Source organism: Mycobacterium sp. NGS40 (genome assembly GCF_059812735.1).
In genome coordinates this window covers 1-22,291 of the sequence record NZ_JCALDG010000006.1, presented here as the reverse complement: position 1 = coordinate 22,291, position 22,291 = coordinate 1, and the positions used below count along the sequence as shown (strand labels likewise).

Sequence of the window (22,291 nt, the reverse complement as noted above, 5' to 3'; positions counted from 1 at the left end):
TATCGCGGTCGGCAACTGCGCACGTGGGAGTTCTTGTAGCCCCGGCGATTTCCCCCGTACCGCCGGGCCGGCCCGCGGGTGGCGGAGCTCCCCGGCGCGGGGTTGCTCATCGCGCGGAATGTGCCGTAGGTTTTCCACTGTCCTCTCCGGTTTGCTGATATCGCGAGGACGCTCAGGAGGAATGTGAGACCGTGCGGTGCCGCATCTGCAGTTCGGCCGCCACGCCGGCGTTCAATCACGAAGTGCTCTGCAAATACGTTTGCAAGTACTACTTCTGCGATAACTGCGGGGTGCTGGCCACCGAAGAGCCCTATTGGCTCGACGAGGCCTATGCCAGCCCGATGGCGGCGGCGGACACCACGATGCTGTGGCGCAACCAATACCTGGCGCGGGTCATGTCCGTGTTGCTGTATTTCCTCTTCGATCCGCGTGGCCGGTTTCTCGACGCGGCCGGGGGTTACGGCGTTTACACCCGCCTGATGCGCGACATCGGCTTCGACTACTACTGGACCGACAAGTACTCCCCCAACCTGACCGCGCAGGGCTTCGAGGCAACGGCGGGTCCCGGCGCGCCGTATACCGTCGTCACCGCCTTCGAAGTGATGGAGCATCTCGCCGACCCGGTCGCATTCGTGGGCGAGCTGCTCGACACCACCGGCACCGACACGATCGTTTTCACGACGGAGCTTTTCGACGGCGGTCCCCCAGATACCGAGGAGTGGATGTACTACGCGTTCGCCACCGGGCAGCACATCACCTTCTACCAGAAGCGGACGCTGGAACTGATCGGGCAGCGCTTCGGCATGCGGTTCCACACCTCCAAGACCCGGCGGTGGGCGATCGGCGGGATGGGTCTGCACATCTGGACGCGGGCGAAGATCAATCCGCTTGTCTGGCGGCTGCTCGCCTCGCCGCATGTGACGAACCTGCTTGCGGCCGTGCCCAGGCGATCGCTGGAAACCAAGATGTGGACCGACGCCGACATCTTCCTACAGGCCAACGGAGAGCAGTGAATTCACCTCGGGTGCTTTGGCTTTCGCCGTGGACGCGGCCGGCGGTGCGCGTGCAGTCCGAGGCGCTGATCCGCCATGGCGCCGACGTGCTGCTGGTGACCTCCAACAAACACCCGGAGTCCGACGCGGCCCGCGACTACGAGCTGGTGCTCGATCCGCGGTTCAAGACCGCGTCGACCTGGGTGCCGACCTTCAACGCCTGGCGCCAGATCCGCAAGTTCGCTCCCGACGTGGTGATCGCCGAGATCGTCCGCGACCCACGCTGGATCGCGCTGGCCGGGCTGGCGCCGCGCATTCAGGTGGTGCATGACGACCGGCCGCACGACCCCGACGAACTGACGCCGGCCTACGAGCGTGCGGTGTTCGACCGCTGGGGTGCCCGATCGGCGGCCACGATCACCTACAGCCGGTACGTCGCGGCCGGTGTGGCCGCGCGCCGCGACGTCGCGGGCACGCCGGTGCACGTCGTGCCGCTCGCCAGCGATGTCGACCTGTCCCGCATCCCGCCGTTCGTGGGTGCGCAGGGACGCCGTGACTTCGTCCTGTTCGGCCGGCTCAACCCCTACAAGAACGTCGACGTCGTGCTGGAGGCCTGGCAGCGACACGTCGGCGGCGACGGCTGGCGCGGGGACAATCTGGTGCTGATCGGCGACGGCCCACTCGACGCCGCCGCCTTGCCCAAACACACGGTGTGGCGCAACGGCAGTTACCGCTACGCCGATGTCATCCCCGCGTTGTCGACGGCCAAGGGCTCGATCTCGCACTACCGGCGCGCGTCACAAAGCGGGGTGCAGGTGCTCTCGATGCAGCTGGGCGTCATGCCGATCGTGTCCACCGCCGGCGGGCTGCCTGAGTACCAGCCGCCGGGCTGCCCGCCGATCGGTATCGACGACGTCGCCGGGCTGGCCGCCGCGTTCGACCTGCTGGCCGACTCGTCCGTCGCGGCCGAACTCGGGGCTGCGGCGGCGCGCCACTACGCCCAACACTGCGCCGTCGACATCGTCGCGGACCGCTTCCTCGAAGTCATCGACGCGGTGCTGGCCCGCCGGCGCTGACGTCTCAGGCGGTCCGGGAATCCGAGCGCCGACGCTGGGCCCGGACCCTCGCGATGTGGTCGGCGAGCCGCACACCCAGCGCGATGCCGAGCAGTGTCGGGTTGGCCTGGCTCGACGTGGGCAGTACCGACGTGCTCGCGATGTACAACCCGCGCACCCCGTGCACCTGAAGGTTCGCGTCCACCACGCCGTCCTCGGGGGCCACCGACATCCGGGTGGTGCCCACCTGATGGAAACCACCCATCTCGCCCAGGTACTCGCGCACCAGGCCCTCGACGTCGTCACTGAGCCATTCCACCGATCCGGCACCGTGCCGGCGCAGGTGTTCGTCGATCAGGCCGACGGCCTTGCGCACGCTGACCAGATCGTCTTCGGAGAAGTGCATATGAGTGCGAATCCTGCGCATTCCCAAGGCATCCCGTTCGTCGGTCAGCTCGACGCGGCTCTCCCAATGCGGAAGATGCTCACCGTGGTAGTGCAGCGCATAGGTGTTGTCGGCGCTCTTGACGAAAAACCCCGGCGCCTTGCGGCCCCTGCGCACGAACCTGGCGTAGGGGAACGTGACCGCGAAGCGGATCGACGGAAACAGGTCGCGGACGATGTTGCGCAGATGCGCCAGAACCCGGGGCGAGCCGGCCCGCTTGGTGTGTGCCTCACGGATCGCCGCCGCCAACAGGAAACGACCGAACGGCGAGATCAGCGTCAGGTAGACGCCCGACAAAATACCGCTGCCGTGGCTCGGGTCGCTGATCGCCGGATTCACCAGCCACACAGCGGCATTCGGCATCCCGGCGTCCCGCAGCAGCTGGGGGTCGAAGGTGAAGCGGCGCCGGACGTACACGCCGTCGCGGTCCCGCTCGTAGGCGTGGATGACCTTGTCGGTGTTGAAATGCACGCGCGCGACCCGGGCCTCGACGTGCGACATGTACCAGTGCCCGAGGTGGCCGCCGGCGTTTCCCAGACCTGCCGGATGGTGCCGATCGGACACCATCAGCAGCCGGGTTGCCTCCAGTCCGCCCGTCGCGATGATGTAGTCCCGCGCGACGACCCTGCCCTGCCGGCCTGCGAGTGTCTTGACCACGAGATGGTCGACGGCGTCGCCGGCCTCGGTCGTCACGATCTCGGTGCAGGTGAGCCCGGTCCACAGCGTCAGAGTGGGGGCGTCGCGCAACGCGCCGCGGTATTCGCGGCCGAACCGTGTCGGCAAGGCCCAGCGTTCCAGATCGGTGGTGCGCACCGCGCCGTCCGGAAGCCCGACCACCATACTGTTGTCCGCGATCTCGGGGATCTCACGCGCATTGAATTTCGCCTGACCGCACCCCGCCCAATCGCAGGCTCGTTGCCGGTAGGGAGCGATGTCGTCGTCGCCGATCGGCCAGGGCGCCCGCGCGGTGATCGGCCGGTCCTCGAAATCGATCGGGTCGAACTTGACGCAACGCCCGCCCCACAGCGCCGTGGTTCCGCCGACCTGTCGCCGGACCGTCAGCTCGCTGCGCGCATGGAAGTAGTCGTCCTGGTGCGAATCGAGAGTCGCCAGGTCCTGCGCCGCTTGGTCGGTGCGCTCGAGGCCGCTTTCGATCAACGCCACCCGCACGCCGGCCCCGGCGAGTTCCAGCGCCGTGGCGATGCCTACCGCGCCGGCCCCGACGACCACGACGTCGGTCTCGATCGTCGTGAAAGCGGCGAACTCCTCCGGGCCGCGGATCACGCGACAGCACCTTCCCGGAACTGCGCGACGAGGCCGAGGAACCGCGTCAGGGTCTCCGCGTCCAACGGCGACGAGATGGCGCTCGCCGCTTCGGCGATTCGGTGCGGCTTGGTAGTGCTGTAGAGAATCGCGGGCGATCCGGTCGCCGCGGCCGACGACCCGATGATCAGCTTCGGCAGCACGCCGGGTGCCAGCGGATCGAGTTGCAGGGCCTCGCGCCACTGCGCGGCCAGCCGCTGGTCGGCCGACAGCGCCGCGGACAGCGACGTGTACGGCCTGTTCAGCACGCCGAACGCGAGATCGGCCGGGCGCGGCGCGGGATTGAGCACATCGCTGCGGTATTGGCTGACGCCCTCGGGCGCGAACGCCGCCGCGAAATCCACCTCGAGCCCCTCGTCCTGGGAGACGCCCCAGGCGCGAATCTTGCCCTGCTGCTTGGCGTTGTCGAAGAACTCACGCAGTTCGCCGTCGCGCACCGTGTCGCCGGGCTTGGGCGCATGCAGGAAGAGGATGTCGACGTAGTCGACGCCCAACGCGGCGAGGCTCTCGTCGAGGCTGCGCGCCGCGGTCGCCGAGTCGTAGTCCCGGGCAGTCGTGTCGGGTCCCTGGCGTCGCTTGACGGCGCGGCGCAGCGCCGGCGCCTTGCGCAGCAGGGCCCGCGCCGGGGCTTGATACCGGGCGAGCCGCCGGGCGGCTCCGCCGACGTCGATGCCGAACTTGGTGGCAATGGTGACGGCGTCGCGACCGACCGTGCGGACGAACGCCCCCAGTTCCGCCTCGGCCATTCCGAGCCCATACATCCGCGCGGTGTCGAAGTGGGTGATCCCGCTGTCCACCGCGCTGCCGAGGACGGCCATCCGCTCCCTGCGCGACGGCGACTGCATCAATCCGCCGCAGCCGAAACCGACCGCACTCACGGCGAGGTGCGGTCCCCGCAGTTCAACTCGCTTCAATCGCACAGCCCCCGTAAATCCGGCGAAGTTCGGCGTCAATGATTTGGGGGCTGCGCGTCGCCGCGATGTGCTCTTGGCCGCGCAGCCCATCGCGCTCGGCCAAACCCGGATCGCGCAGGTAGCGGCCTATAGCCGCGGCCAGCGCGGGCACATCGCCGACGGGCACGAGCATACCCGGGTCCGATGCGATCTCCGCTGTTCCGCCCACCGGGGTGGCCACGAATGGCCGCGCGCCGGCGAGGGCCTCGGTGAGGATCATCGGCATGCCTTCCGCGTAGGACGGCAGGACGACCACGCGCACCGTCCGGAGCAGATCGCGGATCTCGTCGGGGTGTACCGGGCCTTCCACCGACATCCGCTCGGTGGGCGGCGGGGTGTAGTCGTCGATGCGCCCGACGATCCGAAGATGCCCGTCGATGCCCTGGTCAAGCAGCAACCGCCAGGCGGCGACCAGGTCGTCGACACCTTTGCGGCGACCGACGGTCCCGGCGAACAGCGCCACAGGCGGCGTCAAGCCGGCCGGTGGGGCATCACGATCGATCGGGATCGGGTTGGCGACCACGGAGGTGCGCACGGACGGCGCCACCGCCGCAACGGCGACACGCGCTTCCTCCGACAACACGATCACGTGGTCGGCACATTTCAACGTGGCTCCCACGAAGCGTGGCCGCGTCGCAGCGAAGTCGTGAAAATCGGAGCCGTGGATGGTGACGATGATCCGGAAGCCGCGCGCTCGCGCCAGCCGAATCAGCGGTCCCTCGCGCAGCCACGCTCCGCCGTTGGAGATATGGAAATGCACGATAGCCGGGCAAGCGGTGCGGGCCAGCGCCACGCCCGCGCGGGCCGTGAGCAGAAGGCTCTTCGCGTGGTTGCCGCCGTCCCAGGTGGACAGGACGCGGATGTCGTCCGCGCCGATCTTGTTGTCACGGATGACCCGGATGACGGACTGCGTCCCCCCGAAGCTGTACATGTCGGGGCCAACGTGGGTAACGGCTAACACCCGGCTAGGTCTCCCAGCAAACTGGCCACCAGGTCAAGATAAACCAGGTCAGCGCCGGTCTGGGTAACGCTTTGAAAAAATTCAGCTGGGCGCGGCGGCCAGCTCCGGAATCTCGTCGACGGTGTCGCGGCCCGCCTCGCGGTCCCGGTGATCCAGCCCAGCAAATCCCATCGTCGCTCCGAGGGCCAGACCCAGCGCCAACGCGTCCATCGGCATCTCGGGCAGCGGCCAGACCGCGGAAATCGCTAGCAGACTGGTGCTGACCGCCGCGCTGATCTTGGCCGGCGCCGACGCGCGTCGGGCCGCCTTGAGAATGGGGGTCGCCGCGAACCACGCGAACACCGCCACACCAACCGCCCCGGCCTTGGCCAGCCACCACTGATAGAAGAGGTGCGAGTAGGTGGGACCCAGCTTCCAGGAGAAGGCGTCCGGGTCGTTCCCGGTCGGCAGCTGATAGGCGTAGCCGAGACCGTGGCCGAAGATCGGCGCCTCGGCGATCGCGGTGTTGAGCCGGGCGTTTTCCTGCAGCCGGTCCAGCGTCGACTGGTCGACGGCCAGCGCGCTCGTCGAAATACCGCCCAGCACCCGTTGGCCGAACGCGGTGAACTGATCGCTCAGCCACGCCCCGGCCTGCGAATGCTGCAGCAAGAACAGCGATCCGGGCACCGTGATCGCCAAGGCCGCCAAGCTCACCAACACGACGGTGCCCAGCCGGCGCAACGCCGGCAATCCGAAGCTGGAAAGCAGGGCGACCAGCGCGGCGACCACCATGGCGATCAGCGTGTTCCGGGAGAAGGACAGCAGCGAGATGATCAACGCGGGCGGACCCAGCGCATAGAACATCATCGGCTTCACCCGGCCGACGATCGCGGCAGCGACCAGCGCGGAGAGCACGGCGGTGGCCGGTGTCTGAGTGGACAGCACGATGCGCAGTGCCTGGCCGGCGCCCGTCGCCTCTTCCAGGCTTTCCGCCCGGCCGGCCAACCGGACGGCGTGCAACGAACTGACGATCGCCATGGCCGCCGAAAACCAGAAAATGACGATCATGACGCGGACCAGCCACTCAGCGTGATGGCCCCAGACGACGAGCATTCCCAGCACGAACCCGGCCACCATCTCCAGCAGCGTCGTCGATTCACGCGCCACCATCAGGTCGTCATGCCCGGCCCAGAATCCATAAAAGGTATAGAGCACCACGGTTATCGCGAACCCCCCCGGCAGGAGGTAATCGGAGAACCGGGGTCTGACTTTGGGAAGCAGATATAAGATGGAGAGCAGGGCCGTGATCTGGTAGGCGTAGATCGCGACCGGGCCGATGACCTTTCCGACGTGCAGGCCCTCCGGCAGCGCCGCGAACGCCCCGAAGAACGTGACCGCGACCATCCCTTCTGGCTTCACCCAGTACACGACCAGGCAGAACAGGGCCGCGATCAGGAGCACGCCCTCGGTGGTCCGGCGTACCGAGAACACGCCGAACAGGAAGCATCCCAACAGGAACACCGTCAGCGCAGCGGCAGCCACCACCAGGCGGTCGCGACTGCGCAGGTAGGGAATCACGCCGACCCGCTGATCTTTCCCCGATAGGCGCGGGCCGCGGCCCTGCTGTGCACCGACGGCTTGGCATCGGTCAGCACGGTTCCGACGATGTTCGCGCCGGCGGTACGCAGCGCGGCCAGGGCGTCGGTGAGTTCGTCGACGGTAGTGCGATTCGCACGCACCACCAGCACCGTGGCCTGCACCGCGCCGGCCAGCAGGCCGGAGTCGGCCGTGGCCAGCACCGGCGGGCCGTCCACCACGGTCTGGCCGAACCGCGATGACAGGTTCGCCAGCACGTTGTCGATCACGTTCGGCGTGAACGCGCTGGCGGGCACGCCCTCGCCGCGCCGGCCGGACCGGGCCGCGAGAAGGAACAACCGCGAAATCGGGGTCGCGCGTACGGCCTGCACGGCGATGCTGGGGTCGGCCAGCGCATGCGCGAGTCCTTCACCCGACTCGACGCTGAGCAGACCGGCGATCACCGGCCGCCGGGTGTCGCCCTCGACGAGCAGCACGTCCTGGCCGAGTTCGGTGAAGGCCCGAGCCAGGTTCAGCACCGTCGTCGTGGTGCCCTCGCCGCCGAACGGTGCCGCCACCAGCACCCGGCGGGCATCGGGCCCCATTGCCCGGCTCAGCCGGGTGCGCAGACCGCGCACCGCGTCGTCGAATGCGATGTCGGTGCCGAATTTCGGTGCGGTGCCCCGCTTTCCGGGCAGCTCTCCCAATGTCGGCAAGCCGGACAGCTCTTCCAGCTTCTCGCGGGTGCGCACGGTGCGGTCGGTCGCCTCACGGGTCAGCGCCACCGCGACGCCCAGCAGCAGGCCGGCGATGAGGCCCATCGCCACGTTGCGTACCGGCGACGGGGCGATCGCGTGAGTGGGCACTCGGGGCGACTCCACCACGCGCGCCCTGGCTACCGGCAACGGCTTGGCCGACGGCTGGCCGGGCACCTCCGACGGCAGGGGTGTGTCACCGGTGTCGGGTCGGGGTGCGGTGCTGCTCTGCGGCGCGCCGTTGGTCGAGTGCGCGGTCACGCCGAGCGTCGGGACCATCGTCGCGAACTGGTCGGCCATCGCCCCGGCCAGCGCCGCGGCGCGGGTCGGATCGGTGTCCTTGACAGAGATCGTGAACAGCATCGACTTCGCGGTGTATTTCACCTGCGTCTGACTCACCAGGGCATCGGGACTCATCGGGACCTGCAGCTGGCTGATCGCGCGCTCGGCCACCGTGCGCCCGCCGGCGATCTGGGCGTAGGACGACAGCCGCTCCTGCGCGGTCAGCGTGCCGTTGTACAGCTCGGTGAGGTCGGTGGCCCCGGAGAACGAGATCAGGATCGTGGCCGACGACTGATAGTGCTTGGTCTGCAACGCCGTAACGACCACCGCGCCGAGCACACATGCCAGGAACGCGCCCGCTGCCAGCTTCCAATGCGCCACGATAATCCGGACAAAAGTACGGAAATCCATCGAATCAGTACCCTTCTAGTAGCTCAGCGGGGCTAGAGCATCCATTCGGTCTCCTAAACGCCCGCTGCGCAAACCCAACGCTCATTATGCAGCATCGTCAAATCGAGATCCGATCGTCCGCCCAGGCAGTGGCGGACTTTTGCGTGGTTTGCCGACGCACCCTACGCGCCCTTCACTGCCGAGGCGGGGAAGTGACCACCTCGCGCGGTATGTCGACCGTCGCCAGGGGGTACCACCCGGTGCCGTCGCGCCCGTCGCGGGCCAGCTGCATCGGCGGATAGTTCACCACGTGCGAGGCGCCGGGTTTGTGCTGCTGCCAGGTGGCCGCCGCCTGCAGGGTGTAGTTGCCGGGCGGCAAGCTGCCGATGTCGACGGTCACGGTTTCGTCGGCCGACGCCGGCGTGGGTTCGCTACCGGAGTTGTCCCCGCGCACCAGGGTCTTCAGATTCACGGTCGATTGCATCTCTCGGACCACCGCCCCGGTGAAATCCACCAGCCGGTAGCCGGGGACCCATTTCTCGGAAGCGCCGGCCGCGCCGTAGTTGGTCCAGGTGACGCCGATCGTGGCTTCCCCGTCGTGCGACGCCTGCGAGCCTTTGCGCGCCTCAGCCGAATATCGGTAGCCGGCGACGACGTTGGCTTTCGACCACAGCAGGAACAGCGCCGGGTCCATCGGCGAGGTCGCGTTCACCGCCGGGAAGTTGAAGCTCGACGTCATCGACACGTGGTACTTGACGACGTCGCGCAGTCCCTTCTCGTAGTAGCTGTTCGGGTCGGTCCCGTCGGGCAGCTGGCACCACTCGGTGATCACCAGTCCCGACGCGAGCCGGTCCTTGATCTGCTTGACGAGCGGATCGTTGAGCTGCACGTAGTGCGAGCCGCCGGACTCGGCCCACACCGGCAGCGGTGCGTAGACGCCGAGGCAATCCGACCGGATACCCACCGGCGCCGACAACGCTTTGGTGACCCAGTCGGCGAACAGCTGTCGCACGATGTCCACGTTCATCGGGGTCACCACCAACTGGGTGTGGGGGAAGGCGTTGACGTTCGCCGCCACCAGCTTTGCGATCGACGCGCTGGTGATGTTCTGGTCCCGAAACTGGCTGTAATACCCCAGCTTCGCGACGCTCTCGTCCGGCGACGGGCCCGGCGCGTTCAGCTTGTCGCGCAAGTAGGCGATGTGGTTTTCGCTGAAGTCGCCGTAGCCGGAAAACTCGAAGACGCTCAGCCGCTCGTCGCGGTCGTAGCGGCGGCCCAGCGCGGCCAGCAGCTGGCCGAACGCGTCCAGGTAGCGCGGGTCATTCCAGTTCGGCACCACCTGCGTCACCCCGGGTGTCCACCAGTACTTGGGCGGCGAGGGATAGTCGGTGGCCACCGGCCGCATCCAGTCGGGAATGGCGATGCTCGTGTTGGACGGATAGACGGTGTCGCAGCACGAGCTGTAGGCGACGATCCGGATCGTCAGCCGCATGTTGCGGCCGGCCAGCTTCGTCAACGCGTCGTCAATCGCGCTGAAGTCGAACTTGGCCTCGTCGGGAGCGTCGGGCGGCAGCGTGCTCGGATCGACAGGCTGCAACTGCCGCCAGGTGAAACGCATGCTCGCGTCATACGACGCCGGCCACGACCCGTACCGGCGCTGCGCGGGATTCGCCTGTGGGAAAAGCGGCATCATCAGGTCCTCGTACTGGCCGCGCAGTGGATTCGGCACCTCCTGCACGCCCAGCGGGATGGCCGGGCCGGCGATCACGCTCAGCGGCTCGGGGTCGGTCGTCTTGCTACACGCGCTCAAAACCAGCGCCGCGCATACCGCAACGGCCACCGTGCAGTTGCCCAGTCTTCGGATCACGTAGCGATGCTAATTTGTGCCCTGCGACAAGGCCTCACGATCGGCCAGGAATGGCATCGGCATCCAGCGCGCCGAGAACAATGCCTCCATCGCATCGCCGGGGACGGGCCTGGACAACAGGAACCCTTGCGCGCGGTGACACCCGTGCTGCATCAAAGTCAGTGCGGCAGCAGGGGTCTCGACTCCCTCGGCGACCACTTGCAAACCGAATGCCTCGGCGAGCCCGATGATGGCGCGCACGATGGCCAGGTCGCCGGCGTTGGTCCCCAGGTCGCGCACGAACCCGGCGTCGATCTTGAGCATGTCGACCGGCAGCTGCTTGAGGTGTGAGAGCACCGCATAGCCGGTGCCGAAGTCGTCGATCGCCAACTGCACCCCCACCTCTTTGAGCTCGGCGAGGGTATTGAAGGTCGCTTCGATGTCGTGCACGACGGCGCGCTCGGTGATCTCCAGGCACAACGATCCGGCGTCGATGCCGAACTCGTCGATCGTCTCGGCGACGCTGCGCACGAAGCCGCGGGTGATCAGTTGCACGGGCGACACATTGATCCGCAGGGTGGCGCCCAGCCCCACGCCCTTGGCACGCCACCGGCCGAATTCGGCGCACGCGGTGCGCATCACCCAGCGGCCCAGCTCGCCGGCCAGGTTGGTCGATTCGGCGACGCCGATGAACGAGTCCGGCAACAGCATCCCCCAGATCGGGTGCCGCCAGCGGACCAGGGCCTCGGCTGCCACCACCGCGCCGGTCCACAAGTCGACCTCGGGAAGGTAGTGCAGCAGTAGCGCTTCGCTGCCGATGTCGCCCTGCAGATGCAGCTCGATGTCGTTACGGAAGGCGCTTTTGAGCGACATGTCGTCGGTGAACACCGCGATCTGGTTGCCGCCGGCGCGCTTGGCGGTCAACACGGCCTCGTCCGCACGACGCAGCAGCGCGGTGCAGTTGTCACGCTCCGGCATGCCGACGGCCAGCCCGATGCTGACGGTGCGGCTGATCATGTGGCCGCCGATGGCAAGCCGCTCGCAGAGCATCTTCGACAGCCGCCGGGCGAACGACTCCGCGGTCTCCGGCGACATCGACTGCTCGGGCACGACGACGAACTCGTCGCCACCGAGCCGGGCGATCATGGCCTGGGTGCCGGCACAGACCTGGATGCGTTGCGCGAACACTCTGATGAACCAGTCACCGGCGGTGTGGCCCAGGTAGTCGTTGATCGGCTTGAGCCGATCGAGATCGAGATACAGCACCGCGACGGGCCCCGGCTTTCCGGCGGCAAGCCGTTCGGACAAGTGCGCGACCAGCGCCCGGCGGTTGTACAGGCCGGTCAGGTCGTCGTGCTCGGCCAGATAGCGAAGCTTCTCCTCGGCGACAAGGCGCGCTTGCAGCTGGGCGAACAAGGCGGCGACGGCCTCGAGCGTGTTGATCTCGGTTTGCTTCCACTTGCGGTCGCCGAACCTGACGAATCCGAGCACGCCGGTGGTCACCTCGCCCGACACCAGCGGGGCGGCCGCCACCGAGGGCGCGCTGGGTTGCGTGGGCCGCGTCAGCCAGCGCCACCGCGAACGCCGACCGCCCGATATCACCACCGGCTTCCTGCCCTGCTCGCACTCGGCGAGCAGGGGCTCGGCGTCGCTGTAGGGGACGAGGGCCGTCGCACCCTCATCCACGATCTCGGCGCGCGGCGGGAACTCCGCGACCAACACCGAGGCGTGCGACAACTCGTCGCGGTGCCGCAGAAAGCTTGCGTCCAGGCCGAATTGCTCGACCAGCCGCGCGAGGACTTTTTGGCTCACCTCGGTCGCCGTGGCCGCCGTGGCCTCCATCAGCGCAGTGGCCACGGAGGCTACGACCAGGTCCAGGCTGCGCGGCATGGAGACCTCCGATATGGGGCGCATGTCCCGGCCGAGCGGCCAGATTTGAGCAGGTCACGGAACGTATTAGTTAGATAACCGTATCATGGGCGACGCATTTGCTCCGGGCTTACGCACGGCGTCGCGGGCGGTGTCAACCGTTGGTCGCGCTGGTGTTGTCGCGCGGGATGTCAAGGGTCGCAATCGGGTACAGCCCGGAGCCGTCGCGTCCGTCGCGAGCCAGCGCCATCGGCGCGTAGTTGACCACGTGCGAGGCACCCGGCTTGTGTTGTTGCCAGTCCACCGAGGCACGCAGCGTGTAGTGCCCGGGCGCCAACCCGGACAGGTCGACATGCACGGTCTCGGTGGACGACGCCGGCACCGCCTCCTCGCGAGACGGGCTGGAATCGTCGTGCACCAATGTCTTCAGGTTGACCGTGGCGGGCAGGGTGCGAACCACCGCACCGGTGTAGTCGACCAGCTTGTAGTTGGGCGCCCACTGCTCGGTGGCGGCCGCCGCGCCGTAGTTCGTCCACTCCACCGAGATGGCCGCGACCTTGCCTTGAATCGATTGCGATCCCGGCTTCGCCTCGACCGAATACCGGTATCCGGCAGCGGCATTGGCCTGCGCCCACAACGCATACAGCTTGGGGTCCATCGCCGATGTCGAATCCCGGTCCGGGAAGTTCGCGCTCGCCGTCATCGACACGTGGTATTTGACGACGTCGTGCAAACCCTTCTCGTAGTACCCCTTCGAGTCGGCCCCACCCGGCAGGGAACACCATTGCGTGATCACCGGCGCGGAGCGCAGTCGCTGCTTGATCGCGTTGACGACCGCATCGTTGTTCCGGACGTACGGTGAGTCGCCGGACTCGGCCCAGGCGGGCAACGGCGATGCGACGCCGAGGCAATCCGAGCGGATGCCGACCGGCGCGGACAGCTTCTTGGTGACGTCGTCGGAGAGCAGTTCGCGCACGATCTCCGCGTTCTGCGGCGCCACCACCAATTGCGTGTGACCGAAGGCGTTGACATTCGCCGCGACCAGCCGGTGGAGCGCCGCGCCGCCGATGCCCTGGTCGCGGAACTGGTTGTATCCGGCGAATTCGAAGACGGCCAGCCGCTCGTCGCCGTCGTAGCGGCGGCCGAGCGCGGCGACCAGCCGGCCGAATGCGTCGAGATAGCGCGGGTCGTCCCAGTTCGGCACCACTTGCGGCACCCCGGGGCTGTTCGGCGGCGGCGGGTAGCTGGTGGTCAGCGGCCGCGCCCATTCGGGGACGGCGATGCCGGTGCCGTTCGGATCGGGACTGTAGGCGTAGACGCGCAGGGCGAGCCGCATGTTGCGGCTGGCCAACTTGTTCAGCGCGTCGTCGATCGCGCTGAAGTCGAACTTGCGGTCATCGGGAGCATCGGGCGGCAGCGTGGCCGGATCGGTGGGCTGCAACTGCCGCCACGAGATCTGCATGCTGGCGTCGTAGGAGGCCGGCCACGCCGGGTAGCGCTGTTGGGCGGGATTGCCTTGCGGGAAAAGCGGATTCATCAAGTCTTCGTACTGGCCGCGCAGCGGGTTCGGGATATCCGCAACGCTGGGTGGGATGGCCGGGCTGACCATGGCCGACAACGGCCCGGGGCTGTTGTGACCACCGCAGCCGCTCAACACGAGTACCGCGCAGGCGCCCACCGCCGCCACGCCTCGCCTCAGTGTCCGGACCATCGTTGCGATGCTAGAGGCAGGCGCGCCTCGGTGTGAGTGGCGGCTCCGCGCCTGCGGCCGGCATCGAGTGATACGGCTCACAATCGATGGCCGAATTGTCACGCCCCGCGGTCCTGCGGTGTCTCCAGGGCACAACTTTCGGAAGAGAATAGGGAGACAGCAATGACCAACATCACTCGTGTCGTGGTCGTCGGCGGTGGATACGCCGGCACCCTGGCCGCCAATCGCCTGCGGCGGCGGCCGGACCTCGAGATCACGCTGGTGAATCCCCGCCCGGTCTTCGTCGAGCGAATTCGCTTGCACCAGCTGGTCGCCGACACCGGCGCCGCGACAGCCGACTACGGGTCGCTGCTGGGTGACGGAATCCAGTTGGTGGTCGACGCCGTCGAGCGGATCGACGCTCTTGCCCGCCGCCTGGAGCTGACGTCGGGCACCACGCTGGAGTACGACTACCTGATCTATGCCGTCGGCAGCACGGGCGCGGTGCCCGCGACACCCGGTGCCGCCGAGTTCGCCCATTCGGTCTGCGACCTGGAAAGCGCACAGCGGCTGCGCTACGCGCTGGCCGACCTGCCCCGCAATGCCGCGGTCACGGTGGTCGGCGGCGGGTTAACCGGCATCGAGACGGCTTCCGAGCTGGCCGAGCAGGGCCGCCCGGTGACCCTGGTCTGCGGTGGCACGCTGGGGGCGTCGCTGAGCGCGCGGGGCCGGCGGTCGGTGGCCAAGCAGCTGCGCCGGCTCGAGGTCACCATCTGCGAATCCGTCGCCGTGAGCGAGGTCCGCTGGGACAGCGTGGTGCTCAGCGACGGCGCGGTGCTGCCCAGCGCGGCGACGGTGTGGACGGCCGGGTTCGCCGTGCCGGATCTGGCCGCCCGCAGCGGCCTGCGCACCGACGAGCTGGGGCGGTTGCTCACCGACGAAACGTTGACCAGCGTCGACGATGCCCGCATTGTCGCCGCCGGCGACGCCGCCGCGCCCTCGGACCGGCCGCTGCGGATGAGCTGCCAGGCCGCCGAGCCGCTGGGCGCCCAGGCCGCCGAGACCGTGCTCGCCCGGATCGCCGGCGACACCCCCACGGCGCTCAACCAGGCGTTCGTCGGCCAGTGCATCAGCGTCGGCCGCACCCGCGGCACGCTGCAGTTCGCGCGCACCGACGACACCCCGGTGAACCTGGCCCTGGGCGGCCGCACCGCCGCCGCGATCAAGGAACGAATCTGCCGGGGCACGCTGTGGGCCATCCGGCGCGAGGCCGCCAAACCGGGCTCGTACTTCTGGCTCAAGGGCGGTGACCGGCCTTCGCACGCCACCGGGCACTCGGCCGGCGAGCAGGTCGCGATCAAATGATCGCGACCGGTGAGCACGCGGAACGGTTCACGCTGCTGCGCCCGCTGCTGTTCACCATCGCCTACGAAATCCTCGGCTCGGCCACCGAGTCCGACGACGTCCTGCAGGACAGTTATCTGCGGTGGGCGGACGTCGACTTGTCGACCGTGCACGACACCAGGTCGTATCTGGCTGCGCTGGTGACTCGCCAGGCGCTCAACGCGTTGCGGGCCGGCGCCCGCCGCCGCGAGGAGTACGTCGGGCCGTGGCTGCCCGAGCCGTTGCTGCTCGACGACCAGGATCCGTCGACCGATGTCGTTCTGGCGGAATCGGTTTCGATGGCCATGCTGGTGCTGCTGGAAACGCTGAGCCCGGACGAGCGAGCGGTGTTCGTGCTGCGCGAGGTGTTCGGGTTCGACTATGGGGAGATCGCCGACGCGGTGGGCAAACCGGCGCCGACGGTCCGCCAGGTCGCGCACCGGGCCCGCGAGCACGTGCGGGCCCGGCGCAAGCGCTTCGACGCTGACCCGCAACGCAACGCCGAGATCACCGCGCAGTTCCTGGCCACCGCGGCCAGTGGCGACGTGGACGGGCTGATGGCGATGCTGGCGCCGGACGCCACCTGGATGGCCGACAGCGGCGGCAAGGTGTCCGCGGCCCGACGGCCGGTCGTCGGGGCCGACCGGGTGGCCCGCGCTGTCGCCGGGCTGATGCGCAAGGCCGCGGCCGTGCTGCGCGCGGAAATGGTGACGTGCAACAGCGCCCCGGCGGTGCTGCTGTATCTCGGCGACCACCTCGAGGGCGTGATCACCCTGGAGATCGCCGACGGTGTGATCACCAACTTCTACGTGATGCGCAACCCCGACAAGCTGGCCGCGGTGGCGACCGCCCGCGACATCAGCCGCGGCTGAGCCACGGCGGTCCGGGGCGGGAAAATTCACCTTCTGTCAAGCTAGGACAGTGCGCACTGACCGGCTCGGCAACCTCGGCGAGGCACCCGGTGTGCTGCGCGCGATCGGGGATGCCGCCCGCCGGCTGGGGTTGCCCCCGCCCGCGGCGCTGACTGGCGAGTGGTTCGGCGCGCTGGCGGTGATCGCGCCGAGCCTGGCGGTGCGGCCGGTGGATCCAGCGGATGCCTTCGCGGTTCAGCTGAGCTCGCAGGCCGACGAGTCGCCCGCGGTGGGCGGTGGCTGGGTCGGCTACCTGTCCTATCCGGACGCCGGTGCCGACGGGCGCCCGCATCGGATTCCCGAGGCCGCCGGCGGTTGGACGGACTGCGTGTTGCGCCGCGACCGGGACGGGTGGTGGTGGTACGAGAGCCTGTCCGGGGCGCCGATGCCGCAGTGGCTGACCGCCGCGCTGGCCGCGACCCCGGGGCCGGCGCGTGACTGCCGGATCGACTGGGACGTGGCCGACCGCGAGGCGCACCGCGGCGCGGTGCTGGCGTGCCTGGAGGCGATCCGCGCGGGCGAGGTCTATCAGGCGTGCGTGTGCACGCGGTTTACCGGGACCGTCACCGGGTCCTCGCTGGATTTCTTCGTCGACGGCGTCGCGCGCACCTCGCCGGCCCGCGCGGCCTACGTCGCGGGCCCCCGCGGTGCGGTGGCGTCGCTGTCGCCCGAGCTGTTTCTGCGCCGCCACGGCAACGCCGTGCTGTCGAGCCCGATCAAGGGCACCCTGCCGCTGGACGCCTGGCCGGCGGCGCTGCGCGCCTCACCGAAAGAAGTGGCCGAGAACATCATGATCGTGGACCTGGTTCGCAACGACCTGGGCCGGGTGGCGGTCACCGGCACCGTCAAGGTGCCCGAGCTGCTGGTCGTGCGGCGCGCGCCCGGTGTGTGGCACCTGGTGTCGACGGTGTCGGCGCAGGTGCCCGTCGAGCTGCCCACGTCGGCGCTGCTGGACGCCGCCTTCCCGCCCGCCTCGGTCACCGGCACGCCCAAACATCGTGCCCGCCAGCTTATTTCGCAATGGGAATCGCATAGTCGCGGGATATATTGCGGCACAGTCGGTTTGGCATCGCCTATCGCGGGGTGTGAGCTCAACGTCGCGATCCGCACCGTGGAGTTCGACGACGCTGGTACCGCGGTGCTGGGCGTCGGCGGTGGGATCACCGCCGATTCCAAACCTGACGCCGAATGGGCGGAATGCCTGCACAAGGCGGCACCGGTGGTCGGGGTGCCGTGCGCCGCGGCCGCGGCCGGCGTCGGTTAGCCGGGGCGCGCTCTGAGCACCTCGTCGTACAGCTGTCGCGAGCGCACACCCGGATGCGCGGCGGCCACCTCGTTACAGGCGTCCTTGACGCGAACTCCGTCGGCGACGAGCTCCTGAACCCGGGCCACCAGCGCCGGCACGTCGGCGGGCGGCGTCGCACCACCCAGCACGACGGTGATCTCACCGAGCACGCCGTCACCCGCCCAGGCCGCCAGCTCCTGCAGCGTTCCACGCACCACTTCCTCGTGCACCTTGGTCAGCTCCCGGCAGATCGCGGCGGGACGCGCACCGCCGAGCTGCTCGACGGCATCGCTCAGACACGCCGCCAGCCGGCGCGGCGACTCGAAAAACACGCAGGTGCGCCGCTCGCCGGCCAGCGACGCCAGCCAGGTTTTGCGCGCCCCGCTCTTGCGTGGCGCGAAGCCCTCGAAGCAGAACTTCTCCGCGGGCAGACCCGACACGGCCAGCGCGGTCGTCACCGCCGACGGCCCGGGCAGGCAGGTGACCGGCACACCGGCGTCCACACACGCCGCGACTATCCGGTAGCCGGGGTCGCTGATCAGCGGCATTCCGGCGTCGCTGACCACCAGCACCGTCGCGCCGGCCTTGATCTCGTCGATCAGCGCGGGCACCCGGGTGGCCTCGACTTGATCGAACATGCTGACCACCTTGCCGGTGATCGCGACACCGAGCGCTTTGGCCAGCGTTCGCACCCGCCGGGTGTCCTCGGCGGCCACCACATCGGCCTCGCCGAGCGCCTTGATCAGCCGCGGCGAGGCATCCGACGGCTGGCCCAGCGGGGTCGCACCGAGCAACACGCGACCGTGAGACATGACGGACAGCCTACGATCGAGCTGATGACCGCCCCGCCCAGCGACGCCACCTTTCAGGTGGACAACGCCGTCCGGGAGCGCGCCGTGCCCGTCGTCAGCCCGGGGCCGTTGGTCCCGGTCGCGGATTTCGGGCCGGTCGACACCATCCGCGGCTGGGTGGTCACCGGCATCGTCACCCTGCTGGCGGCCATCAGCCGATTCGTGAACCTGGGCTCGCCGACCGATGCCGGAACCCCGATCTTCGACGAGAAGCACTACGCACCGCAGGCCTGGCAGGTGCTGCACAACCACGGCGTGGAGGACAACCCCGGGTTCGGCCTCGTGGTCCACCCGCCGGTCGGCAAGCAACTGATCGCGGTCGGCGAGGCGATCTTCGGCTACAACGGCGTGGGCTGGCGATTCACCGGCGCGCTGCTCGGCGTCGTGCTGGTGCTGCTGGTGATGCGGATCGTGCGCCGGATCAGCCGCTCGACGCTGGTGGGCGCGATCGCCGGGGTGCTGTGCATCTGCGACGGCGTCACCTTCGTCGCCTCCCGCACCGCGCTGCTCGACGGCATCCTCGTCTTCTTCGTGGTCGCCGCGTTCGGCGCACTGATCGTCGACCGCGATGAGGTGCGACGGCGGATGCACGTCGCGCTGCTGGAGGGCCGCAACACCGCAACCGAGTGGGGCCCGCGCCTGGGCGTGCGCTGGTGGCGGTTCCTGGCGGGCGTCATGCTCGGATTGGCTTGCGGGACAAAGTGGTCCGGCCTCTACTTCGTGGTGTTCTTCGGTTTGATGTCGCTGGGGTTCGACGTGGCGGCACGCCGGCAGTATCAGGTGAACCGGCCCTGGCTGGGAACACTGCGGCGCGACCTCGTCCCCACGGCCTACGCGATCGGCATCATCCCGATCGCGGTATACCTGGCCAGCTATGCGCCGTGGTTCGCGTCCGAGACCGCGATCGAGCGGCACGAGGTGGGCCAGACGATCGGCCCGCACAGCGTCTTCCCGTTCCCCGACGCCTTGCGTTCGTTGTGGCACTACAGCGCGAAGGCGCTGGAATTCCATGCCGGCCTGACGAACTCGGCGGGCAACTACCACCCGTGGGAATCCAAGCCGTGGAGCTGGCCGATGTCGTTGCGGCCGGTGCTCTACGCGATCGATCAGCAGAACGTCGGCGGCTGCGGCGCGCAGTCGTGCGTGAAGGCGGAGATGCTGGTCGGCACGCCCGCGATGTGGTGGCTGGCGGTGCCGGTGCTGCTCTATGCGTGCTGGCGCGCGTTCGTCCGGCGCGACTGGCGTTACGCCGTCGTCCTGGTCGGCTACTGCGCCGGGTGGCTGCCGTGGTTCGCCGACATCGACCGGCAGATGTACTTCTTCTACGCCGCGACCATGGCGCCGTTTCTGGCAATGGGCATCGCGCTGATCTGCGGCGACATTCTCTATCGCCCCGGCCAGACCGCGGAACGCCGGACGCTGGGCCTGATCGTGGTCTCCAGCTACGTCGCCCTGGTGGTGACCAACTTCGCCTGGTTGTTCCCGGTGCTCACCGGTATGCCCATCTCGCAACAGACCTGGGACATGGAGATCTGGCTGCCCAGCTGGCGCTGATTTCCTGGCCGAACCGCCACGCGAGATCCCGGCCGCGCGTAGGCTTTCGGCACATGACCAGGGGGAAAAAGGTTTTCGTTGCGCTGCTGCTGGCGTTCGCCGTCTCGACGACGTCGGTCAGCTGTCTGCCCATCACCACCGTCAACTGCCCGGCGGGCGGCGGCCCGATCGGCTGCTGACGCCGTTGCCCCGAGACTGCAGCTAGCGACGGCGCTACCCGCGAAATGCGTTGTAGTTACAGTTTCGCGGCGTAATTCCGCTAGAGGGCGTCGCGGGCGACCGGGCAGGACATGCACCGCGGCCCGCCGCGGCCGGTGCCCAATTCCGAGCCCGCGATCGTCAGCACCTCGATGCCCGCATCCTGCAGCCGGGTGTTGGTCTGCACGTTGCGTTCGTAGGCGACGACGACGCCCGGCGCCAGCGCCAGCGTGTTGTTGCCGTCGTCCCACTGCTCGCGTTCGGCGACGACGGGGTCCAGCCCGGTGTCGATCACGCGCAGCTTGTCGATGCCCATCGCCCTGGCCGCCGCTTCCAGGAAGGGCGTCTCGTCGCCGATGTTCACGCCATCCGGCGACGGCTGGATCGTGAATGCCGACAGCTTGTCGATGACGTTGGCATACATGACCACGGTCTCGGTGTCGACCATCGTGCACACCGTGTCCAGGTGCATCTGCGCGCGCTGCTGCGCGATCGGCACGGCCAGCACGGTGTGCGCCAGTTCGTCGTCGAACAGACTGCGCGCCAATGCTTCCGCCCCGGCCGGGGTGGTCCGCTCCCCCACCCCGACCGCGACCACGCCCGGGGATAGCAACAGCACGTCGCCGCCCTCGACGGGCGCGGACCTCGACTCGTACGCCTTGCGCACCCCGGTAAACCGCGGGTGGTGGGCGTAGATCAGGTCGGTCAACGACGTCTCGCGGATCCGGGCCCGCAGCGCCAGCGACGGGATCACCACCCGCGCGCCGATCCAGATCGACGAGTCCCGGGTGAACACCAGGTTCGGCAAGGGATCGATCACGAAATCCGCGCCCTGATGCATGCGAAGCACCAGCGACACGTCGGTTCGGGTATCCGGCGGCAACTCGTTGAACGTCATACCGGCCATCAGGATGTGCGCCAGCTTGGCGGGGTCCAGTCCACGCAGGTAGGCCGAAAGCTCTTGCGCCAGCGGCGCTCCCAGTCGGCGCGCATCCACGGCGGCGGCAACGCCTTGCATGCGGGCGGCGCCGCTGTGGTTGAGTGCCTCGGTCAGCAGGTCGGACAGCAGCAACACTTCCACCCCACGCGAGCGCAGCAGCTCGGCGAACTGGTCGTGTTCGTCCTGCGCGCGGTCGACCCACGGCAACCCGTCGAACAGCAGCTGGTCGTTGTTGCGCGGATTGAGTCGCCGCAGCTCCGCGCCGGGACGATGCAGGATCGCCACCCGCAGCGCGCCTACCTCGGAATTCGTGCCGAGCTCGATAACACCCACAGCTAAACCGTAGCCGCGCCAAACGGCACCGTCGCGCCACACCCGGGGCGCGCTGGTAGCCCGGCGAGTCTCGATCAATCGAACGGGTGTGCGATACGCTGTGCGGTGTGGGGACCCAGATATCAGGGGTACAGGGCTCGCTGTTCGAGCACACCCAACGACGACAACTCGGCGACGGTGCCTTCATCGAGATCCGCGCCGGCTGGCTCAGCGACGATCCGTCCGGTTCTCAGGACCTGCTCGACGCGCTGCTGAACACCGTCGCGTGGCGGGCCGAACGCCGCCAGATGTACGACCGCGTGGTCGACGTGCCGCGGCTGGTGAGCTTTCACGACCTGACCGTCGAGGATCCGCCTCACCCGCTGCTGGGGCGGTTGCGCCGCCGGCTCAACGACATCTACGCGGGCGAGCTCGGCGAGCCCTTCACCACGATCGGGCTGTGCTACTACCGCGACGGCGCCGACAGCGTCGCCTGGCACGGCGACACGATCGGCCGCAGCAGCAGCGAAGACACCATGGTCGCGATCATCAGTCTCGGCGCCACGCGGACATTCGCGATGCGTCCGCGCGGGGGCGGGCCGTCGCTACGGCTGCCGCAGGCGCACGGCGATCTGCTGGTGATGGGCGGATCCTGCCAGCGCACCTGGGAGCACGCCGTTCCGAAGACCGCGCTGCGCAAGGGCCCGCGCGTCAGCATCCAATTCCGGCCGCGCGACGTGCG

At 68.7% G+C, this 22,291-nt stretch carries 18 protein-coding genes; 8 read left to right on the top strand and 10 right to left on the bottom strand.

What is annotated here, in order from left to right:
- The first annotated feature begins 191 nt into the window (after nt 1–191).
- Together AC5Y5O_RS11145 and AC5Y5O_RS11140 are read left to right on the top strand one after the other, a co-directional pair.
- Nucleotides 192–1,013 carry a class I SAM-dependent methyltransferase gene (locus AC5Y5O_RS11145; protein ID WP_500025163.1) on the top strand — a complete coding sequence of 274 codons (822 nt, stop codon included), beginning with the start codon at nt 192–194 and terminating at the stop codon, nt 1,011–1,013.
- 11 nt (nt 1,014–1,024) lie between these two features.
- Complete coding sequence (locus AC5Y5O_RS11140; RefSeq protein WP_096291340.1) at nt 1,025–2,068, top strand: glycosyltransferase; 1,044 nt, start codon at nt 1,025–1,027, stop codon at nt 2,066–2,068.
- A gap of 4 nt (nt 2,069–2,072) precedes the next feature.
- Here the strand turns inward: AC5Y5O_RS11140 and AC5Y5O_RS11135 are convergent, their stop codons facing one another.
- The 8 genes from AC5Y5O_RS11135 to AC5Y5O_RS11100 form a co-directional block, all read right to left on the bottom strand.
- A complete protein-coding gene (locus AC5Y5O_RS11135; RefSeq protein ID WP_096289860.1) occupies nt 2,073–3,776 on the bottom strand; it encodes a GMC oxidoreductase in 1,704 nt (567 codons plus the stop codon).
- Nucleotides 3,773–4,693: an aldo/keto reductase gene (locus AC5Y5O_RS11130; RefSeq protein WP_279304540.1), complete on the bottom strand. Its 921-nt coding sequence runs from the start codon at nt 4,691–4,693 to the stop codon at nt 3,773–3,775. Before AC5Y5O_RS11130 ends, AC5Y5O_RS11135 begins: the two co-directional genes overlap by 4 nt.
- A gap of 22 nt (nt 4,694–4,715) precedes the next feature.
- Nucleotides 4,716–5,729 (bottom strand): glycosyltransferase family 4 protein, encoded by a 1,014-nt coding sequence (locus AC5Y5O_RS11125; RefSeq protein ID WP_165796470.1) that lies wholly within the window; start codon nt 5,727–5,729, stop codon nt 4,716–4,718.
- An 81-nt stretch (nt 5,730–5,810) separates the two neighbouring features.
- A complete protein-coding gene (locus tag AC5Y5O_RS11120) occupies nt 5,811–7,286 on the bottom strand; it encodes an O-antigen ligase family protein (RefSeq protein ID WP_500025159.1) in 1,476 nt (491 codons plus the stop codon).
- Nucleotides 7,283–8,731 carry a tyrosine-protein kinase domain-containing protein gene (locus tag AC5Y5O_RS11115; RefSeq protein ID WP_500025157.1) on the bottom strand — a complete coding sequence of 483 codons (1,449 nt, stop codon included), beginning with the start codon at nt 8,729–8,731 and terminating at the stop codon, nt 7,283–7,285. The genes AC5Y5O_RS11120 and AC5Y5O_RS11115 overlap by 4 nt, the downstream gene beginning before the upstream one ends.
- Nucleotides 8,732–8,903: 172 nt before the next feature.
- Complete coding sequence (locus tag AC5Y5O_RS11110) at nt 8,904–10,577, bottom strand: hypothetical protein (RefSeq protein WP_423790934.1); 1,674 nt, start codon at nt 10,575–10,577, stop codon at nt 8,904–8,906.
- 9 nt (nt 10,578–10,586) lie between these two features.
- The gene (locus AC5Y5O_RS11105; protein ID WP_500025155.1) at nt 10,587–12,446 is read right to left on the bottom strand and encodes a putative bifunctional diguanylate cyclase/phosphodiesterase; all 1,860 of its coding nucleotides are present in this window, start codon (nt 12,444–12,446) and stop codon (nt 10,587–10,589) included.
- Nucleotides 12,447–12,579: 133 nt separating this feature from the next.
- On the bottom strand, nt 12,580–14,136 hold the full coding sequence (locus AC5Y5O_RS11100; protein WP_096289866.1) for a hypothetical protein: 1,557 nt from the start codon (nt 14,134–14,136) through the stop codon (nt 12,580–12,582).
- 162 nt (nt 14,137–14,298) lie between these two features.
- On the opposite strand from AC5Y5O_RS11100, the gene AC5Y5O_RS11095 reads away from it, so the two are divergent.
- From AC5Y5O_RS11095 to AC5Y5O_RS11085, 3 genes are read left to right on the top strand one after another with little or no spacing between them, the layout of a single operon-like run.
- Nucleotides 14,299–15,480, top strand: coding sequence for an NAD(P)/FAD-dependent oxidoreductase (locus tag AC5Y5O_RS11095; RefSeq protein ID WP_096289867.1), 1,182 nt, complete (start codon nt 14,299–14,301; stop codon nt 15,478–15,480).
- Nucleotides 15,477–16,370 carry an RNA polymerase sigma-70 factor gene (locus AC5Y5O_RS11090; protein ID WP_500025150.1) on the top strand — a complete coding sequence of 298 codons (894 nt, stop codon included), beginning with the start codon at nt 15,477–15,479 and terminating at the stop codon, nt 16,368–16,370. The genes AC5Y5O_RS11095 and AC5Y5O_RS11090 overlap by 4 nt, the downstream gene beginning before the upstream one ends.
- 49 nt (nt 16,371–16,419) lie before the next feature.
- Nucleotides 16,420–17,673, top strand: a complete 1,254-nt coding sequence (locus tag AC5Y5O_RS11085; RefSeq protein ID WP_096289869.1) for an aminodeoxychorismate synthase component I — start codon at nt 16,420–16,422, stop codon at nt 17,671–17,673.
- Here AC5Y5O_RS11085 and rsmI read toward each other — a convergent pair.
- Nucleotides 17,670–18,506 (bottom strand): 16S rRNA (cytidine(1402)-2'-O)-methyltransferase, encoded by an 837-nt coding sequence (gene rsmI / locus AC5Y5O_RS11080; RefSeq protein ID WP_096289870.1) that lies wholly within the window; start codon nt 18,504–18,506, stop codon nt 17,670–17,672. The two genes, AC5Y5O_RS11085 and rsmI, sit on opposite strands and share 4 nt — an antisense overlap.
- 24 nt (nt 18,507–18,530) lie before the next feature.
- Between rsmI and AC5Y5O_RS11075 the strand changes: the two genes are divergently transcribed.
- Nucleotides 18,531–20,099, top strand: coding sequence for a dolichyl-phosphate-mannose--protein mannosyltransferase (locus AC5Y5O_RS11075; RefSeq protein WP_500025147.1), 1,569 nt, complete (start codon nt 18,531–18,533; stop codon nt 20,097–20,099).
- 53 nt (nt 20,100–20,152) lie between these two features.
- Nucleotides 20,153–20,278: a hypothetical protein gene (locus AC5Y5O_RS11070; protein WP_279304541.1), complete on the top strand. Its 126-nt coding sequence runs from the start codon at nt 20,153–20,155 to the stop codon at nt 20,276–20,278.
- Nucleotides 20,279–20,358: 80 nt separating this feature from the next.
- Here the strand turns inward: AC5Y5O_RS11070 and arcA are convergent, their stop codons facing one another.
- A complete protein-coding gene (gene arcA, locus AC5Y5O_RS11065; protein ID WP_096291342.1) occupies nt 20,359–21,570 on the bottom strand; it encodes an arginine deiminase in 1,212 nt (403 codons plus the stop codon).
- A 107-nt stretch (nt 21,571–21,677) separates the two neighbouring features.
- Between arcA and AC5Y5O_RS11060 the strand changes: the two genes are divergently transcribed.
- Nucleotides 21,678–22,291 (top strand): alpha-ketoglutarate-dependent dioxygenase AlkB (locus tag AC5Y5O_RS11060; RefSeq protein WP_243394173.1); only part of this gene is annotated, 614 nt, incomplete at its 3' end.

Excerpts from the sequence above, each read along its gene's own strand:
- AC5Y5O_RS11115 (WP_500025157.1), bottom strand. The coding sequence starts at position 8,731 with ATGGATTTCCGTACTTTTGTCCGGATTATCGTGGCGCATTGGAAGCTG.
- AC5Y5O_RS11105 (WP_500025155.1), bottom strand. The coding sequence starts at position 12,446 with ATGCCGCGCAGCCTGGACCTGGTCGTAGCCTCCGTGGCCACTGCGCTG.
- AC5Y5O_RS11100 (WP_096289866.1), bottom strand. The coding sequence starts at position 14,136 with ATGGTCCGGACACTGAGGCGAGGCGTGGCGGCGGTGGGCGCCTGCGCG.
- AC5Y5O_RS11095 (WP_096289867.1), top strand. The coding sequence starts at position 14,299 with ATGACCAACATCACTCGTGTCGTGGTCGTCGGCGGTGGATACGCCGGC.
- AC5Y5O_RS11090 (WP_500025150.1), top strand. The coding sequence starts at position 15,477 with ATGATCGCGACCGGTGAGCACGCGGAACGGTTCACGCTGCTGCGCCCG.
- rsmI (WP_096289870.1), bottom strand. The coding sequence starts at position 18,506 with ATGTCTCACGGTCGCGTGTTGCTCGGTGCGACCCCGCTGGGCCAGCCG.
- AC5Y5O_RS11075 (WP_500025147.1), top strand. The coding sequence starts at position 18,531 with ATGACCGCCCCGCCCAGCGACGCCACCTTTCAGGTGGACAACGCCGTC.
- AC5Y5O_RS11070 (WP_279304541.1), top strand. The coding sequence starts at position 20,153 with ATGACCAGGGGGAAAAAGGTTTTCGTTGCGCTGCTGCTGGCGTTCGCC.